Below are 15,567 nucleotides of genomic sequence, written 5' to 3' on the forward strand. Positions count from 1 at the left end.
CTGGATTTCACTATGGTCACAATCGATCAATATTAGCGATGCATTGTTTTCCATATTAAGATTTGGCAACTTTAAGTGACAAATCATAATTTAATACCATGTATTCGGATACAAATATCCGTAATTTGGATCATCGGGTTGATTTCTCGCTTTCTACCTTTGAACTATCAAAATATATTAGTTATGCAAACAAAAAAATTAGGTAGTCAAGGACTTGAAATACCCTTAGTAGGATTAGGCTGTATGGGGATGACAAGCTTAGCAGGTGCCGATGTGTACGGAAAAGCAGATGAAAAAGAGTCTATCGCCACGATCCATCGTTCTCTCGAATTGGGTGGAAATTTTCTAGACACCGCCGATCTTTACGGTCCACATTTTAATGAACAATTGATCGCAAAAGCCATTGCCGGAAACCGTAACCAATACATCATCGCAACGAAATTTGGATACGAGATAGATGATAACGGTCAGATGACCTGGAGAACCAATGCCAGCCCGGAATACATTAGAAAATCAATCGATCGTTCGCTTAAAAACCTGAATACAGACATCATCGATTTATATTATCTGCACCGCCCCGATCCCAAAGTACCAATCGAAGAAACGATTGGTGCCATGGCAGAATTAGTGCAAGCGGGAAAAGTAAAACACATCGGTGTTTCTGAGATCGATGCAGATTTGATCAGACGTGCACATGCTGTGGCTCCTATCACGGCAGTTCAAAATGAAGTTTCACTATTCAGTCGTGATGTGGAAACAAATGGCGTATTGAATACAGTTGACGAATTAGGCATTGGATTAGTAGCATATTCACCTTTAGGCAGAGGTTTTTTGACGGGTGAGTTAAAATCTCCAGATGATATGCCGGAAGATGATTTTCGTAGAAACATACCTCGTTTTCAAGGAGAACAATTTTACAAAAACATTCAATTAGTAAAAGAACTTGAAAAAATGGCGGATGAAAAGGGATACAGTACTTCACAGTTAGCCATTGCCTGGCTCATTCAAAAAGGAATTACGCCTATTCCCGGAACGAAAAGAGTGAAATATGTAGAGCAAAATATAGAAGCTACAACTATTCGATTTACGGAAGCTGAATTGCAAAAAATTGAAGAAATACTTCCCGTTAATGCAGAAACAGGTAATCGTTCTTTTGATTTTCCTGAATAAGGAAACAGGTTAAAAAAGAGCTTCTTCACAACTGGGAAGCTCTTTTGTTATATAAATCACTAAATTTATACACAATATATTTCATCGTAAAACAATGGCTCTATCCAACGAAATACATATACACATCGACTCTGTAGCTTCCTATCACGAGATGATGGGTATAGAAAAACCGATGCATCCTTTATTTAGTATCATCGATTTTTCAAAGATTACGTATTCCCATCCGAAAGAGACATGCTACATCCATACCAATTTATACAACATCAGTGTCAAATCTGGTGCAGATTGTGTTTTACAGTATGGTCCACATCACTTTGATTTTACGCAGGGAGCGATGTCCTTTTTTAAACCCGGACAAACCATCAAAGTAGATCCTAATGCCGCTATAGTAAAATATGGTTTTACCATCAATTTTCATCCCGATTTTCTGCGTACTTTTCCTTTGGATAAAAAGATACAACGCTATGATTTTTTTGAATACAAAGTCAATGAGGCATTGTTTCTTTCAGATGAAGAAAAAGCTCAGTGCAACACCATTGCTAAAGGCATTGAAACCGAATACAAGAGTAAAATCGATAGTTATAGTCAGGAAGCGATCGTGAGTTTTCTGGATCTGTTGCTGGTTTACGGAAAACGTTTTTACGACCGGCAATTCATCACCCGAAAAACACATCAGCAACCTATTGTGGTTCAGTTTGAAGAATTATTGGATGCATACTTTCAAGAGGAGCTTCATTTGCAAAATGGTTTGCCCAACGTGAAATATTTTGCGGAAGCCGTACACATGTCACCCAATTACTTAAGCGATCTTCTGAGAACATCAACAGGTAAAAGTGCCCAAAGCCATATCCAGGGTAAGCTGATTGATGTCGCCAAAACCATGCTCAGTTCTACATCACTTTCCGTTTCCGAAATCGCCTACCAATTAGGTTTTGAGCAACCTCAATCGTTCAACCGCTTATTTAAATCCAAAACGAATCAAACACCGTTGGAATTTCGGGCAAGGTTCAATTAAATCTTTCAATTAACCATTTTTATACATAGCTGTATGTCACGCTAAGTACGACATCAGGGAGTTATTCCATTTCTATGAGATGAACAATATCCCTACCCAGCTTTTAATAGATTATTTGGCATACCTTTAGCAGTACTTTCTGCATTGATCAAAAATGTTAATAGGCTTGGTTAAACGAAATCTTTGAAAAGAAAACCGGCAAATGGCTCTGTGTGATAGAAAAGGAATTTTGGACAGATGATCATACACTTTATTTTGGATTGGTCGCCGAATACTAGAACCGATTTTAACAATGGCAGAATGAAAGATCTATTTACCCTATACTTGATAACAGCCTTCCTTTTCCTGGCATGTGGGGGCAAAACGGAAAAGAAAACACCGGAAACAGAATCAATAACAGAAGATCTTGGAAAGGACAGTATAAGCACAAAACCAAGCGAAAGACCTACTACTACTGAATCAGACTTATTGGTAACCCTTCCCATTAGGCACTTTCCGATAATTGACAGTACAAATTTTGAGAATTTTGAGAAAACAGGAATACCTGACAAGGGTTACCTGAAACGTATTAACTTTAATACTGAACATATAGAGACCAAAAATTTCAGGTTAAATTACAAGATACCTTTTTCTGAAAACTTTACATCTGTTGTGGTAACCTATCAAAGCGGTGACCATGAGCTGTTCACATACTTGATTACAGTCAATAAAGAAAATAAAGTTATAGACAGGCTGGAAGTAGCATATGACGAAACAGCCGAATCGGCATTTATGAAAACAAGTACAATCGAAAAAGATAAAATTGTGCTGACAAAAATAAATTGGATGAGTGAGGAGCCTATTTATGAAACTCAAACATACATTTGGCAAGCCGATGGTAAGTTTAAAATGGTTCAATCTGGCACAAAATGATAATAAATATTGTCAAAATATTCCCTCAAACCCCATTCTTGCTTGTAGTGGAGCCGGAGAGTGTAGATCTTTATCCGTAACTCACTAATAGTATATCGACTCGTAAAGAAGAGGTAGAATCTTTGTTGCAATTTACGAAATAAACTTAGGAAGGATTTTTCCAACTTATTTTGACTGCAGATAACGTTGGAAGTTCTAAACGCTGTTCCTTTATTATTTCGAATCCTTGTTTTAAGTAAAAGTTTAGCGGAGGTAAGTAAAGTTCACCGTTAATTCTACTGTCATCATTATGGTCGATCACCCAGCCGTAAAGTACTTCTTCATTAGCTTTTAACTGCATCATTACTTTCGAACCGATACGATGACCTTGGATGGCACTCGAAAGGATTATTGCAAACCATTTTTCGTGATTGCGAAGAAATTTTGTTGCCCATCCAACAATTTCATTATTTAATTTAACAAGAATATGTGTGGGACTTTCTAACCCATTGATATAGCTGTCAAAATCATCTATCCGATCGTAGGCTAACTTCGCTGGATACTCCAGATTCCAAAGTTTCATAACGCTTTCTTTCTCAACAGGGGAAAGTGAATCGGTAGAATAATTCACGCCTATTTTCTCCACTTATTTCTTGATCTAGTTTATAAATTTGCTCATAACATGAAGGCGAGGATGGTTTCAGTTGTTCTGGTTGGAGATGACGAGTTGAAGACAAATCTTGGAGCGTGAGTGGGTGGATATCCATGCTTTCTAGATTTTCGGCCAAATTGCCTCAAAATATTCACAAACAAGCTCCATATTTTCGGACGGTTTCAAGCCATTATCACTGAGTTCGCGTGTGTAATAATCCCAATGAACTTTTTGCCAATAGTTTAAGCTTCTATCTCCTTCACCTTCAATAAAAGCGTATTCCGCTGTGATATCTTTAAACATTACCACCTCCACTTTAACCGTTTTGGTTATTGCCTGGGGAATTCCATGCCAATCGGTCACGATAGCCATATCTCCGATTGCAGGTAGCTTTTCTTCGTGGATTTGTAACCCGTGCAATGAATGTGTGGTAGCTTGTTTAATACCTTTGCGTACGAGTTCGGCACATTCATTTGCATCCTTTTCGTTGTCGCAAAAGTAATAAAACGGTGGTATTTCTACACCGCTATATTCCGGCATTTCATTTTGAAATTCTTTCCAAAAACTATCTGTCATATCAATTTAATTAACCTATGATCTATCACAATTTACGAAATAAATAGAGGAAGTATGTGGCCATAATGAACCAATGCCACCATTTGCTACGCCCGCACTTTTTCTTCCCCTCATTTACTATCCGTTATAAACTCGGGGTAATCCTCTGTAACTTTCCTAACATCAAACACCATCGCTGCTCTTTCCGCATCTTCATGAGGATTTGAAATCTCAATCTTACCCAGATTAGCAAGTTCTTTCAATCGATAAAAGAGAAATATATCGCCCACGGAAGTATCGCAAAACTCATCCCAGATTTCACAGAGCGTATACCCGACCACGTAAGAAGACCTTTGGGGCACATCGCTACACCGATTTAAAAGATATTGGTCAAAAAACGTCTCGTCGCCACTTAGGTAGCTTCCAGATTTACTGAATAGATGTATCACCGATTCTTTAGCACGAATATTCTCCCAAAGTGAGACATAATACTGAACATCGTCTTCACTTAACTTTTCAAAGTGTTTAGCGGCTTCCAAAATATTCTCGGCTCGCATAACCTGTAAGGAAGTAAGGTTCAATTTTACCCCTTTTTCATTTCGAAAATCCATATTACGAAAATTGAGCTTATAAATAGATACTGACAATTCCTTCAAAGAGTAAAGAAAACGTGCTGTAGTAATCCTTTCGTTGGCATCATCGCCTAGCCATAAATATATATTCCTATACCGATCATAGGAAGACGTAATTTTTTCTAAGAGAAGCAGATTGTCATCGATAAAATTATTCGCTCCTTCGGATTGGATAGATCCCAAAACATTCTGCCACCATGATTTCCGTTTGTCAATTGCACCCATATCATCAAGGTCACATAGTGGACCAAGACCAAGTGAATCGGTAAAACCTGATATATCCCCTAGATGAGAGTCGATTAGCTGACTTTCAGTTAATAGAGTCTTTCCAGAAAAACCAAATGTAATGTGAAGATCTTTTTTTGACATTATAGTCCAATTATCATCCTTCAGCAACCTCTCCAAATATTCCACCTTAGATTCTTCAGCGTCAAAAAGACGTTCGTACAATTCGACAATTTTATCTACAGTATTAAAGGTAAGTTGGTAATTAACCGAACTGGCTATTGAGGTCGAATTCGGTTACTTGAGCCAACAAATCTGCGTCGATAGCAGCACTTTTCTCGATATTGAATACCGTCTGTTGACTCACTCCCAATTCTCTGGTTAATGCTTCCTGTTTCATCCTCGACAGTTCGCGGATACCGCTGATTTTTCGTCCTATATGGTTTGTCGTGTTGGTTGTACTCATAAGTCCAAAGTTAACAAATATTCAGCGTCCAAGATATGAAATATCTGAGATGGCACAAAACAAGAATAGCGTTGTACGATACGAAGGCTACTGGTTTTATACAAGCTGTTTTGGTTCAGTACGTGAATGATGCTGTTTTTATTTGTGTAAACCAAAATAAATTTGATATGAAGAAGAAAAAGAAAGACAAGATTGTAACAGTAGACATGTATCACACATATCTGAAATCGATGAAATGTATTCCAGTAAATAGAATCTCTTTTGATCGACGGCTGCTCAAAGATGATAGCTCATTATGAAAAAATAAAAGCCCAACTTCCGTTGAGCTTCTATTTTGTGGAGTCGGAGAGATTGGTTTAGTCCCACAATGCCCGCACGCAAGGCCTAAACCTTCTTCGAATCGAACCCTCTTATCGAGTCCTCATCCCTCCTAACAAAAAAAAACATCCTTGTTAGGATGTTTTTTTTGTGGAGCCGGAGAGATTCGAACTCTCGTCCAGACATAGTACAGTGTACGCTTTCTACATGCTTAGTTTCTCTTTAGTTGTCGGGAGAGGGAAGGTGAGAAACTTACCTATACCGTTCTCCGTAGTTGCTGTATCTCGCAAGTGCTTAGCAACATCACACTTGCCAGTTCTATAGTTCGATGCCCCTGATGTTAGACCAAAGAACAGGATCTAACGGGACAAATAGCTATGTTAAGTCTAACTTAAGCAGCTAAGGCGTAGTTTTCTTCGCCAATTATAAAGTTGAAAGTTCAGATTAAAGTGCTAGACTAACAATGCACTGCATGCTTACATAACCATCGCTATCCTGTCAATTCCGGTCGACCCCATGATTATATAATTTACAAAATTACGAAAAATTATTTGTTTTCGTTATATTTAGAACGGAAACAGATAATTTTAGTTTATTTAAACATATCTTCATGGCTACAGAAAAGAAATCAAATCCGGAGAATGAACCGCTTAAAGAAACAGAGGCGTCATCGGTAAAACCTACAGAAACCGTAGATAAGACCACCGTTGCTAAACCCGCTACCGCTAGCAAGCCAAAAGCAACTTCTGCAACGAAAACTGCAGCGCCAAAAACCAATAGTGCAGCGAAGCCAGCTGCTACCGCAGCAAGCAAGGCTAAACCAGCTATCACTAGCAAACCAAAAGCAGCTTCTGCAACGAAAACTGCAGCGCCAAAAACCAATAGTGCAGCAAAGCCTGCGGCTACCGCAGCAAGCAAGGCTACACCCAATAAGCCAGCTACCGCTAGCAAGCCAAAAGCAACTTCTGCAGCGAAAACTGCAGTGCCAAAGACCGATAGTGCAGCAAAGCCTGCGGCTACCGTAGCAAGCAAGGCTACACCCAATAAGCCAGCTACCGCTAGCACGCCAAAAGCAACTTCTGCAACGAAAACCGATAGTGCAATTAAAGACACTCCTAAGTTAAAAAAGGGTTCTACATCTTCGTCAACTGAAAAAAGTGGACAGAAAAAGCAAAAATCGGCCGACGCCAAGAAACTTGTTAGAGAGGCATCTTATAAAAGTGAAATAAAAGAGCAAGTGAAGCCAGGCAAAAAGAAAGAAAAGGATAAAAAGGAAAATAAGAAAGACAACAAAAAGACCAAGCCAAAGTCTAAAAAGACGGTTGATAAGAAGACAAAGGTAAAAGACGAAAAACCACTTGGTGGACTCAAGAAAAAATTAAAAAAGCTAATTGAGGACGTACTGGATAAAAAAGAAAAAAAAGCAACAAAAGGAAAGAAAAAAAAGAAATAGAAATTTGCAGAATAGCCACGATTTAAGTTGTGGCTATTCTTATCATATCGCTACTTCCGTAGATTTTTTGATCTGGACACCATACGTATCCTTTAGTTCTTCAAACCGCTGTCGTGTACTGTTTTCAAAACCGGCAATCGGAGACATACAGTCTTCCAACACCGTAATACGCGACGTAATCGATCTATCGGTTGCATAATGCTCCAAAATTTGTTCCACAGAAGCTAACACGCAGTGGCTCGAAGCCTCGCCAGCGATAAAAATAGCATCATACGCACGGATGGCATTAAGCACGGTATGGTTTACAAAGTGTTCCTGGTCGTATTCCGCTTTGATGATGCCATACATTTCGGTATAAGGATTTTGTCCTTTATAAACCAATTTAGGCTTAGCGTTCCGTGCTGCTGCATGAAAATATAACATCTTTGTAAACTCGGACTCGAGTTTCGCACCCGATGTACCCTCTAGGCAATGATACGGCCAAATGCAAAGTTGCTTTTTACCCTCAAATTCCAGCTTACGCAAGTATTCTAAAGAACGTCCCGTCTCTCCATTGGCTACTGTCCAGACTCCGTTTACAACATCATGATAGCTGATAATTGTAAAAGGTGCTGGATGCTTCCCCTCCTCATCCAACCACCAAACCGGATGAAAAATTTGCATCATCGAATGGCAATCCAGACTGCAAATCACTCCGGTCAACGATTTGAGATTACGGTACATCCATTTCGTTAGACGTCGTACATCTCCTTTCGAGCCTGCTACGCCCAGACTGCCTATGCCTTCCATAAAATCATTTTGCACATCGATAGCTAAAAGTAAACTTCGTTTTACATCTTGCGAAGCAGGTGCGATATGTTCATGTTGCGCTAACGCCAAGATATCTGCTATATTTTCTCTACTAACAAATGAAGCGATATGATTGGTGTTAACAATATCTTCGTAAGCTGCTTTCATATCATAGACATGTGAACATTTAATTACCGAATCCCCTCCCACCAAGCGCTATTCGATGCAATACTGTCCATATAAACCACCTGCCCTATCTGTGGAGTAATGACATCCACATCGCTTTCCTGAGCTGCTTTGGTAATTCTGATCAGCGGTTCATCCCAAGGGTGGTTCGCAAGTGGAAATTTCGAAGAATGGACAGGAATCACATAAGCCGCTTGCAGTTCCTGTGTCGCTGTGACGACCTCTTCAGGCATCATGTGGATATTATGCCACATTTCATTGTACTGCCCGTTTTCCAGAATCGCAAAGTCGAATGGTCCGTATTGCTGCCCGATATTTTTAAAATGCTTACCATAACCACTATCTCCACCCAAGAATAACTTTTTAGATCCATTCAGGACGAATGATGACCAAAGCGTCGTATTCCTTTTAAACGTACGGCCCGAAAAATGTCTCGCTGTAGTAGAAGTAATCTGCATACCATCAAGCTCTACGCTATCACCCCAATACAATTCGGTAATCTGATTGGCTGGATATCCCCATTTTTCCAAGTGTGCTCCTACCCCTAGACCAGTGACGATATGTTTAACTTTATGCTTAAGCTTCATAAACGTATTGTAATCCAAATGATCCCAATGATCATGTGTAATAAAAAGTATATCTATTTCCGGCATATCCTGAACCGTGTAGTTATACGTGCTGTTGAAAGCACGCACATTAATACGTATAGGTGTAGCGTATTTGCTGAATACAGGGTCTACTAAAATTTTCTTTCCATCGAGTTGGATAAAATACGAGGAATGACCAAACCATACGTAAAGGTTACTGTCCACGGGAAGAGTGTGCAAGTCAGTTTTGACGACAGGTATGGAATCTTGAGGTACATTGCGCACCTTTTTGGTAAAGAAGAATGCTCTGATAATATCCCGATAAGTAACTCCTTCTGCTAGTGCCGGCGTAGGCTCTAGGTTATCAAACGCGCCGTTTTGATAATTGGGTTTGCTTTCCATCAGCGCAAGACGATTCCCGGTAGCATTTGCACCGAAGCGATCATGTCGCAGGTATATAAGTCCACCGATAACGATCAGTATAATGAGGACAAGTAGAATCTGCATACTTCGAATTAAAAACTTTTTCATTGATGCAGCCAAAATTAATGGAATATGTCTCATCTAAAAGTCATAATCCGGGAGTATCAAAATGTAATTGTCATAAAATTCCAGTTTAAGGTATCGACAATAGTAAGTTGGTTACTCACTATGGGTAAGCCCGTAATCATTTTAAGTATCTGCATGGACATCATGGTACCCACGATGCCAGGAAGTGGGCCCAATACGCCATTACGATCACAATTAGGCACATCTTCGGGATTGGGCGCCTCTGGAAATACATCCCGGAGATTTTTACTCCCCTGAAAATTAAAAACAGCTACCTGTCCTTCAAAAGCGAAAATACTACCGTAAACCAGTGGTTTATTCAGCATTACACAGGCATCATTCACGATATAGCGCGTTGTAAAATTATCGGAACCATCCACCACAATATCGTAATCACGGATGACATCTTGGACATTTTCTGCGTCTATTTTTTGACAGACCGGAACGAAGGTAATATGGCTATTAAAATCCCTTATAAAACCAGCAGCGCTCTCCGTCTTGGATTTTCCAACCGTACTTTCGCGATGAATGACCTGCCTGTTGAGGTTATGTATTTCAACTTCGTCAAAGTCAACAACCGCCAGCGTACCGACGCCTGCGGCTGCTAAATACTGTATAACCGGGCTGCCCAATCCGCCTGCGCCGACGACGAGAACCTTGGCATTGCCAATCTTCCGCTGGCCTTCTACACCTACCTCCTCGATAAATATCTGTCTGCTATAGCGCTTAAATACATCGTTTGCCTGCATCTTTCTTTTCTAATTACCAATACGTATCCCAATCTTTCATGACGGGTTCGTATCCTGCCCGATAAATAACCTTTCGCACTTCGTCCATGCTACGTTCGTCGCTGGTTTCGAACTGTTCCAAGGATTGCGGATCCACTACATATCCTCCAGGATTGGTTTTCGATGCCGCACTCATCGTCGTAGCACCCAGTGAAATGATATGGTTTCGGAATTTTTCATTCTCCCGGGTCGAAATAGAAATCTCCAAATCTGCGTTCCAGATCCTATAAGCACAGATCAGCTGCAGCAAATCCCGATCTTCCATGATAAAGTTGGGTTCTATAATACCTTCAGCTGGCCGCAAACGTGGAAAGGAAACGGAATATTTCGTCTGCCAATACGTTTTTTGCAGATAATCGATATGCAGCGCGTTGAAGAAACTGTCTACCCGCCAATCTTCCAAGCCCAACAAAACGCCTAGACCTATTTTGTGCAATCCCGCCTGCCCTATCCTATCGGGTGTATCCAAGCGGAACGCGAAGTTTGATTTTTTCCCTTTTGGGTGATAGCGCTTATACACCTCTTCATGGTAGGTTTCCTGATACACCAATACGGCGTGCACGCCCGCTTGATGCACGGCTTCATACTCCTCTCGCGATAACGGTTGGACTTCGATGGAGATATGTGCAAAATGCGGGCGTAACAGCTTTATTGCCTTGAGAAAATAATCTATACCCACCGTTTTATTGGCTTCGCCGCTGACTAAGAGGACGTGATTTACCCCCATGGCTTTCAGCGCAGCGGCCTCTTGCATAATCTCGATACTGCTCAAGGTTCTGCGTTTAATTTGGTTATCCATGCTAAAACCACAATACGTACAGATATTCTGACATTCATTGCTCAGGTACAGCGGTGCATACAGTTGTATGGTTTTTCCAAATCTCTTTTGGGTGAGTTGTTGCGTCAACTGAGCCATCTCTTCCAGCGAATAACTCGCCGCGGGCGACAACAGCACTAAAAAATCATCTATTGTTTTTTTAGTCTTGTGCAGACTGCGCTGTACATCTGCTTTACGAACACTGTAGATGCGATCGTGAACGAAAGTCCAGCTATATTGATGAAATGTATTTTCAAATGATTGCATTTTCTCCGTTATTTATGTAGCAAAAAATCCGTCAAAGGGCTTGATGGCACCGCAACTGCATGCGACGCAGCCAAACCGGCCTCATAAGCTCTTCGTCCGGCAATGACCGCTTCTTTAAATGCTATCGCCATCGCCGTCGGATCGTTTGCAACCGCGATGGCTGTATTGACCAGAACTGCATCGGCTCCAATCTCCATGGCTTTCGCCGCATCCGAAGGCGCACCGATTCCCGCATCGATGACTACGGGAACGTTGCTTTGTTCCATAATGATTTCCAGAAAATCTAAGGTCAACAAACCTTTGTTACTGCCAATCGGAGCACCGAGCGGCATCACCACGGCCGTACCGGCATCTTCTAATCTTTTGCACAAGACAGGATCGGCATGAATATAAGGCATCACGACAAAACCCTCTTTTGCCAATAATTCGGTAGCCTTGAGCGTCTCTATCGGATCAGGCAGCAGGTACCTTGGATCGGGATGGATTTCCAATTTCACCCAGTTGGTCTCCAACGCCTCTCGAGCCAGTTGCGCCGCTAAAACAGCCTCTTCGGCATTTCTCGCACCGGAAGTATTCGGCAATAGATTGACGTCGGGAATTTGTAACGCCTGTAGCAAATCATCCGAATCCGACTGTAAGTCCACACGCTTCAAGGCCATGGTTACCAATTCCGATCCGGAACTACGGACGGCTTCTGTCATCTCTTCTAATCTACCAAACTTCCCTGTTCCTAAAAAAAGCCTGGAGTTAAACGTTTTATCTGCTATAGTTAATGTATTCATCGTAATAGTTTTTTAAAATCAGAAACAAGTATAGGCGTATCGGTTATAGCCTTGGATATAGCGACACCATAAATTCCTTCTTCCAACAAGGATTGGATATCGGTTAGATCAATCCCTCCGATGGCATAAATGGGTGGAAAATCGATCTCGTGTTCTTTTAAGTAAAGAATGATCTTCCGATAACCTTCAATTCCCAATATCGGGCTCAATTTCTCCTTGGTGCTCGTCGTTCGATATGGTCCTAAGCCGATATAGTTGCACCCCTCGTCGATTCTTTTTGTAACATCTGCTATCGTATTGGCTGTACCGCCGATAATCTTTCCCTTACCCAAAACATACCGTGCCTTTTCAATTCCCTCGTCGTCCAATCCCAAATGCACACCATCGGCATCTACCTGTTTTGCGATAGGAATGCTATCATTAATGATGTAGGTTGCTTGATAATCCTGACATCGTTGTCTTACCTGCTCGGCGAGCTTTACGCGCTCTTCATCGGTAGCCGTTTTCCAGCGCAGCTGAATCCAATCCGCTCCGTGATCCAAAGCTTGCAGGATATTATATGTTTGTTCTTTGGCCGTCGTTCCTTGTGATATATATTGTAGTTTACTTTGCATCATGATGAAGCTCCTTCTGGATGTCTTTATGTATCGTGTCAAATATCTGTATCGGCTGCGGACTGTTCCAAATAGCGCCCAATAGGGCTATCGCATCTGCTCCTGCCGTAAAAACCTGTCTATAGTTCTGTTCATCTATACCGCCTAATCCGACGAGTCGCACGTGCGGATTGCAGTGCAGACGCAAATCGTCCAAAACGGTATGGGTTATGCCGTATCCTTTTTTAGAGATACTGGGAAAAACCGGTGATAAAAAAGCATAGTCCCATATAGTATCCAAGGTATTGAAGGTTGTGATGGCGTGAACCGACGTAGATAGGGTAAACCCAGTCGTGAATGCTCGCTGTTTATGCTGCTTCCGGTCTTCTTCCCGAACATGCAAGCGCTCGATACCGAGTTCGTTTGCCAAGTGAAAATGCGAATGTAGCACCAATTGCTTCCTATAGTCCCTATTTATATCGTTCACATACGCCACCATTTCCGTGTCGGTAAGCTGATATTTCCGGATATGAAACAGCGATAGTCCGCGTTCCAAAAGCGTATTGACAATCGCTGATTCATCCGTTACGGGTTGTTCCGGCGATAGCAGTATGATCATAGATAGATTTCTTTGCCTTGTTCTATAAATTCTTTCGATTTCTCTACCATTCCATCTCTGGCCACATCCCTAATCTCTTGTGTGATTTTCATCGAACAGAATTTGGGACCACACATCGAACAGAAATGCGCTACCTTGGCGCCATCTGCCGGTAGCGTCTCATCGTGGAATTCTCGCGCGGTATCCGGATCGAGTGACAAGTTGAACTGGTCTTCCCAGCGGAACTCAAACCTTGCTTTGCTCAGTGCGTTATCCCGATATTGAGCTCCCGGATGTCCCTTCGCCAAATCAGCTGCATGGGCTGCCAGTTTGTAGGTAATCACGCCATCTTTCACATCTTTTTTATTGGGTAGCCCCAGATGTTCCTTCGGAGTCACGTAACATAACATCGCACAACCATACCAGCCAATCATAGCCGCTCCAATAGCAGACGTAATATGATCGTATCCTGGAGCAATATCCGTAGTCAATGGACCCAACGTATAAAAAGGCGCTTCATCGCACTCCGCTAGTTGCTTATCCATATTCTCCTTAATCATATGCATAGGCACATGTCCAGGCCCTTCGATCATCACCTGCACATCGTGCTTCCAAGCAATTTTAGTCAACTCTCCCAAGGTTTCCAGTTCGGCAAACTGGGCCGCATCGTTGGCGTCAGCAATGGAGCCTGGACGTAGGCCATCGCCCAGCGAAAAGGCCACATCATAGCGCTTCATGATTTCACAGATTTCTTCGAAATGCGTATATAAAAAATTCTCTTTGTGATGGAATAGACACCATTTCGCCATGATAGAGCCGCCGCGGGAAACAATACCCGTCACCCGTTCAGCCGTCAAATGGATATATCGCAAAAGTACACCGGCATGAATAGTAAAATACGACACGCCCTGTTCCGCCTGCTCTATTAACGTATCTCTAAAGACTTCCCACGTTAAATCTTCGGCAATGCCTTTTACTTTCTCCAACGCTTGATAAATCGGTACTGTTCCGATCGGTACCGGTGAATTACGGATAATCCACTCTCTGGTTTCGTGGATATTCTTTCCGGTGGATAAATCCATAATGGTGTCCGCTCCCCAACGACAGGCCCATACGGCTTTTTCCACCTCTTCCTCGATGCTGGATGAAACCGCACTGTTTCCGATATTGGCATTTATCTTCACGAGAAAATTACGGCCAATAATCATCGGTTCGCTTTCGGGGTGGTTGATATTGTTGGGGATAATAGCTCTTCCTGCTGCAATTTCGTCACGCACAAATTCCGGTGTAATTTTTTGTTTGGGTGTGCGTGCCCCAAAACTGTGACCGGCATGTTGCTGCCGCATCGCTGTACTGGCTGCTTCCAATTGCGCTATACGCTGGTTTTCGCGAATGGCGATATATTCCATTTCGGGCGTAATCATTCCTTTTCTGGCATAGTGCAGCTGCGTTACATTACCTCCCTCCTTGGCAACTTTCGGTTGATGGCTATATTCAAAACGAAGCTCATCTAGGCTTTGATCAGCCAACCGTGCTTTTCCATATTCGGAACTGATACTGTCCAGCACCTGCGCATCTCCCCTATCCAGTATCCACTGTTCGCGAATCCTGGCAAGACCTTTGCGAACATCAATATCCGCATGTTCATCTGTATAGGGCCCCGAAGTATCATACACGGTTATCGGTGGATTAAGTTCTAATTCTCCTGTACTCAATCTCGTTGGGTGTTGCGCAATCTCGCGCATAGCGACCTTAATCGGGAAGAGTTTTCCTTCGACGTAAACCTTTTTGGAGTTCGGAAATGGCTTGTGTGTGATGGTTTGCTTAATCATAATATGCTGATTTGATAGTTGATAAATTAACCCCCTTGCGTAGCGGTAATGATGAGAATAGAATCACTGTCTTGCAATACAGTAGAAGCCCATTGCGTTTTGGGCACAACTTGGTTATTAACGGCTACGGCAATACCTTTGGATTTTCCGGGGGCTTCCCATTGCATTAATTCCGCGAGCGAAACCGCGGCTTCTTTGAAAAACTTTTGCTGATGATTGATTGTAAGTTCCATTCCTGTTGACATTTTATTCTATAAATAAAACTTTAGGAATGGCTACGGCAATGCAGAACGCATCGATGAAGACATCTTACTTTTCCCTACGCCAGTATGATCCGGATCAGGTTCAAAGGGTAAAATCTCAGTCTGCTATCACGCAGACACCCCTAAAGTGCGATGCTAA

At 41.9% G+C, this 15,567-nt stretch carries 18 protein-coding genes, 1 other RNA gene and 1 riboswitch; of the genes, 5 read left to right on the forward strand and 14 right to left on the reverse strand.

What is annotated here, in order from left to right; all coding sequences use genetic code 11:
• The first annotated feature begins 183 nt into the window (after window positions 1–183).
• The 3 genes from EWE74_RS04495 (at window position 184) to EWE74_RS04505 (ending at window position 3,097) form a co-directional block, all read left to right on the forward strand.
• Window positions 184–1,170 (forward strand): aldo/keto reductase, encoded by a 987-nt coding sequence (locus EWE74_RS04495; RefSeq protein ID WP_130140310.1) that lies wholly within the window; start codon window positions 184–186, stop codon window positions 1,168–1,170.
• 94 nt (window positions 1,171–1,264) lie between these two features.
• Window positions 1,265–2,185: a helix-turn-helix domain-containing protein gene (locus EWE74_RS04500; RefSeq protein ID WP_130140311.1), complete on the forward strand. Its 921-nt coding sequence runs from the start codon at window positions 1,265–1,267 to the stop codon at window positions 2,183–2,185.
• Window positions 2,186–2,485: 300 nt separating this feature from the next.
• Complete coding sequence (locus EWE74_RS04505; RefSeq protein WP_130140312.1) at window positions 2,486–3,097, forward strand: hypothetical protein; 612 nt, start codon at window positions 2,486–2,488, stop codon at window positions 3,095–3,097.
• Between the two features lie 145 nt (window positions 3,098–3,242).
• On the opposite strand, the gene EWE74_RS04510 is transcribed toward EWE74_RS04505, so the two are convergent.
• From EWE74_RS04510 to EWE74_RS04530, 4 genes are all read right to left on the reverse strand, one after another.
• The gene (locus tag EWE74_RS04510; RefSeq protein WP_130140313.1) at window positions 3,243–3,722 is read right to left on the reverse strand and encodes a GNAT family N-acetyltransferase; all 480 of its coding nucleotides are present in this window, start codon (window positions 3,720–3,722) and stop codon (window positions 3,243–3,245) included.
• 126 nt (window positions 3,723–3,848) lie between these two features.
• On the reverse strand, window positions 3,849–4,304 hold the full coding sequence (locus EWE74_RS04515) for an ASCH domain-containing protein (RefSeq protein ID WP_130140314.1): 456 nt from the start codon (window positions 4,302–4,304) through the stop codon (window positions 3,849–3,851).
• Between the two features lie 110 nt (window positions 4,305–4,414).
• Window positions 4,415–5,284 carry a DUF3658 domain-containing protein gene (locus tag EWE74_RS21180; protein WP_206365132.1) on the reverse strand — a complete coding sequence of 290 codons (870 nt, stop codon included), beginning with the start codon at window positions 5,282–5,284 and terminating at the stop codon, window positions 4,415–4,417.
• Between the two features lie 121 nt (window positions 5,285–5,405).
• Entirely contained in the window at window positions 5,406–5,606 is a 201-nt protein-coding gene (locus EWE74_RS04530) for a hypothetical protein (protein WP_206365133.1), read from the reverse strand.
• A gap of 35 nt (window positions 5,607–5,641) precedes the next feature.
• Between EWE74_RS04530 and EWE74_RS04535 the strand changes: the two genes are divergently transcribed.
• The gene (locus EWE74_RS04535) at window positions 5,642–5,905 is read left to right on the forward strand and encodes a hypothetical protein (RefSeq protein ID WP_130140315.1); all 264 of its coding nucleotides are present in this window, start codon (window positions 5,642–5,644) and stop codon (window positions 5,903–5,905) included.
• 167 nt (window positions 5,906–6,072) lie between these two features.
• On the opposite strand, the gene ssrA is transcribed toward EWE74_RS04535, so the two are convergent.
• Window positions 6,073–6,440, reverse strand: a transfer-messenger RNA (tmRNA) gene (gene ssrA, locus EWE74_RS04540).
• A gap of 94 nt (window positions 6,441–6,534) precedes the next feature.
• On the opposite strand from ssrA, the gene EWE74_RS21065 reads away from it, so the two are divergent.
• Window positions 6,535–7,377, forward strand: a complete 843-nt coding sequence (locus EWE74_RS21065; RefSeq protein WP_165384639.1) for a hypothetical protein — start codon at window positions 6,535–6,537, stop codon at window positions 7,375–7,377.
• A gap of 42 nt (window positions 7,378–7,419) precedes the next feature.
• On the opposite strand, the gene EWE74_RS04555 is transcribed toward EWE74_RS21065, so the two are convergent.
• The 9 genes from EWE74_RS04555 to thiS are packed head-to-tail and all read right to left on the reverse strand — an operon-like array spanning window position 7,420 to window position 15,398.
• On the reverse strand, window positions 7,420–8,334 hold the full coding sequence (locus EWE74_RS04555) for a cysteine hydrolase family protein (RefSeq protein WP_130140317.1): 915 nt from the start codon (window positions 8,332–8,334) through the stop codon (window positions 7,420–7,422).
• A gap of 23 nt (window positions 8,335–8,357) precedes the next feature.
• Window positions 8,358–9,470: an MBL fold metallo-hydrolase gene (locus EWE74_RS04560; protein WP_239018552.1), complete on the reverse strand. Its 1,113-nt coding sequence runs from the start codon at window positions 9,468–9,470 to the stop codon at window positions 8,358–8,360.
• Between the two features lie 56 nt (window positions 9,471–9,526).
• Window positions 9,527–10,237: a HesA/MoeB/ThiF family protein gene (locus EWE74_RS04565; protein WP_130140318.1), complete on the reverse strand. Its 711-nt coding sequence runs from the start codon at window positions 10,235–10,237 to the stop codon at window positions 9,527–9,529.
• 13 nt (window positions 10,238–10,250) lie between these two features.
• Complete coding sequence (thiH, locus tag EWE74_RS04570; protein ID WP_130140319.1) at window positions 10,251–11,360, reverse strand: 2-iminoacetate synthase ThiH; 1,110 nt, start codon at window positions 11,358–11,360, stop codon at window positions 10,251–10,253.
• Between the two features lie 8 nt (window positions 11,361–11,368).
• Window positions 11,369–12,142 carry a thiazole synthase gene (locus EWE74_RS04575; RefSeq protein WP_130140320.1) on the reverse strand — a complete coding sequence of 258 codons (774 nt, stop codon included), beginning with the start codon at window positions 12,140–12,142 and terminating at the stop codon, window positions 11,369–11,371.
• Window positions 12,139–12,759, reverse strand: a complete 621-nt coding sequence (thiE, locus tag EWE74_RS04580) for a thiamine phosphate synthase (RefSeq protein WP_239018553.1) — start codon at window positions 12,757–12,759, stop codon at window positions 12,139–12,141. The genes EWE74_RS04575 and thiE overlap by 4 nt, the downstream gene beginning before the upstream one ends.
• Entirely contained in the window at window positions 12,746–13,354 is a 609-nt protein-coding gene (locus EWE74_RS04585; protein WP_130140321.1) for a thiamine phosphate synthase, read from the reverse strand. The genes thiE and EWE74_RS04585 overlap by 14 nt, the downstream gene beginning before the upstream one ends.
• A complete protein-coding gene (gene thiC, locus EWE74_RS04590) occupies window positions 13,351–15,165 on the reverse strand; it encodes a phosphomethylpyrimidine synthase ThiC (RefSeq protein WP_165384640.1) in 1,815 nt (604 codons plus the stop codon). Before thiC ends, EWE74_RS04585 begins: the two co-directional genes overlap by 4 nt.
• Window positions 15,166–15,191: 26 nt before the next feature.
• Window positions 15,192–15,398 carry a sulfur carrier protein ThiS gene (gene thiS / locus EWE74_RS04595; protein WP_130140323.1) on the reverse strand — a complete coding sequence of 69 codons (207 nt, stop codon included), beginning with the start codon at window positions 15,396–15,398 and terminating at the stop codon, window positions 15,192–15,194.
• A 66-nt stretch (window positions 15,399–15,464) separates the two neighbouring features.
• A riboswitch (TPP riboswitch) is annotated at window positions 15,465–15,562 on the reverse strand.
• Window positions 15,563–15,567: the final 5 nt, after the last annotated feature.

It is taken from the genome of Sphingobacterium corticibacterium (assembly GCF_004208525.1).
Taxonomy (GTDB): Bacteria; Bacteroidota; Bacteroidia; order Sphingobacteriales; family Sphingobacteriaceae; genus Sphingobacterium; species Sphingobacterium corticibacterium.

Excerpts from the sequence above, each read along its gene's own strand:
- thiH (WP_130140319.1), bottom strand. The coding sequence starts at position 11,360 with ATGCAATCATTTGAAAATACATTTCATCAATATAGCTGGACTTTCGTT.
- thiS (WP_130140323.1), bottom strand. The coding sequence starts at position 15,398 with ATGGAACTTACAATCAATCATCAGCAAAAGTTTTTCAAAGAAGCCGCG.
- EWE74_RS04585 (WP_130140321.1), bottom strand. The coding sequence starts at position 13,354 with ATGATCATACTGCTATCGCCGGAACAACCCGTAACGGATGAATCAGCG.
- EWE74_RS21180 (WP_206365132.1), bottom strand. The coding sequence starts at position 5,284 with ATGTCAAAAAAAGATCTTCACATTACATTTGGTTTTTCTGGAAAGACT.
- EWE74_RS04560 (WP_239018552.1), bottom strand. The coding sequence starts at position 9,470 with ATGAAAAAGTTTTTAATTCGAAGTATGCAGATTCTACTTGTCCTCATT.
- thiE (WP_239018553.1), bottom strand. The coding sequence starts at position 12,759 with ATGATGCAAAGTAAACTACAATATATATCACAAGGAACGACGGCCAAA.
- EWE74_RS04535 (WP_130140315.1), top strand. The coding sequence starts at position 5,642 with ATGAAATATCTGAGATGGCACAAAACAAGAATAGCGTTGTACGATACG.
- thiC (WP_165384640.1), bottom strand. The coding sequence starts at position 15,165 with ATGATTAAGCAAACCATCACACACAAGCCATTTCCGAACTCCAAAAAG.
- EWE74_RS04555 (WP_130140317.1), bottom strand. The coding sequence starts at position 8,334 with ATGAAAGCAGCTTACGAAGATATTGTTAACACCAATCATATCGCTTCA.
- EWE74_RS04495 (WP_130140310.1), top strand. The coding sequence starts at position 184 with ATGCAAACAAAAAAATTAGGTAGTCAAGGACTTGAAATACCCTTAGTA.
- EWE74_RS04515 (WP_130140314.1), bottom strand. The coding sequence starts at position 4,304 with ATGACAGATAGTTTTTGGAAAGAATTTCAAAATGAAATGCCGGAATAT.
- EWE74_RS04565 (WP_130140318.1), bottom strand. The coding sequence starts at position 10,237 with ATGCAGGCAAACGATGTATTTAAGCGCTATAGCAGACAGATATTTATC.
- EWE74_RS21065 (WP_165384639.1), top strand. The coding sequence starts at position 6,535 with ATGGCTACAGAAAAGAAATCAAATCCGGAGAATGAACCGCTTAAAGAA.
- EWE74_RS04530 (WP_206365133.1), bottom strand. The coding sequence starts at position 5,606 with ATGAGTACAACCAACACGACAAACCATATAGGACGAAAAATCAGCGGT.
- EWE74_RS04575 (WP_130140320.1), bottom strand. The coding sequence starts at position 12,142 with ATGAATACATTAACTATAGCAGATAAAACGTTTAACTCCAGGCTTTTT.
- EWE74_RS04505 (WP_130140312.1), top strand. The coding sequence starts at position 2,486 with ATGAAAGATCTATTTACCCTATACTTGATAACAGCCTTCCTTTTCCTG.
- EWE74_RS04500 (WP_130140311.1), top strand. The coding sequence starts at position 1,265 with ATGGCTCTATCCAACGAAATACATATACACATCGACTCTGTAGCTTCC.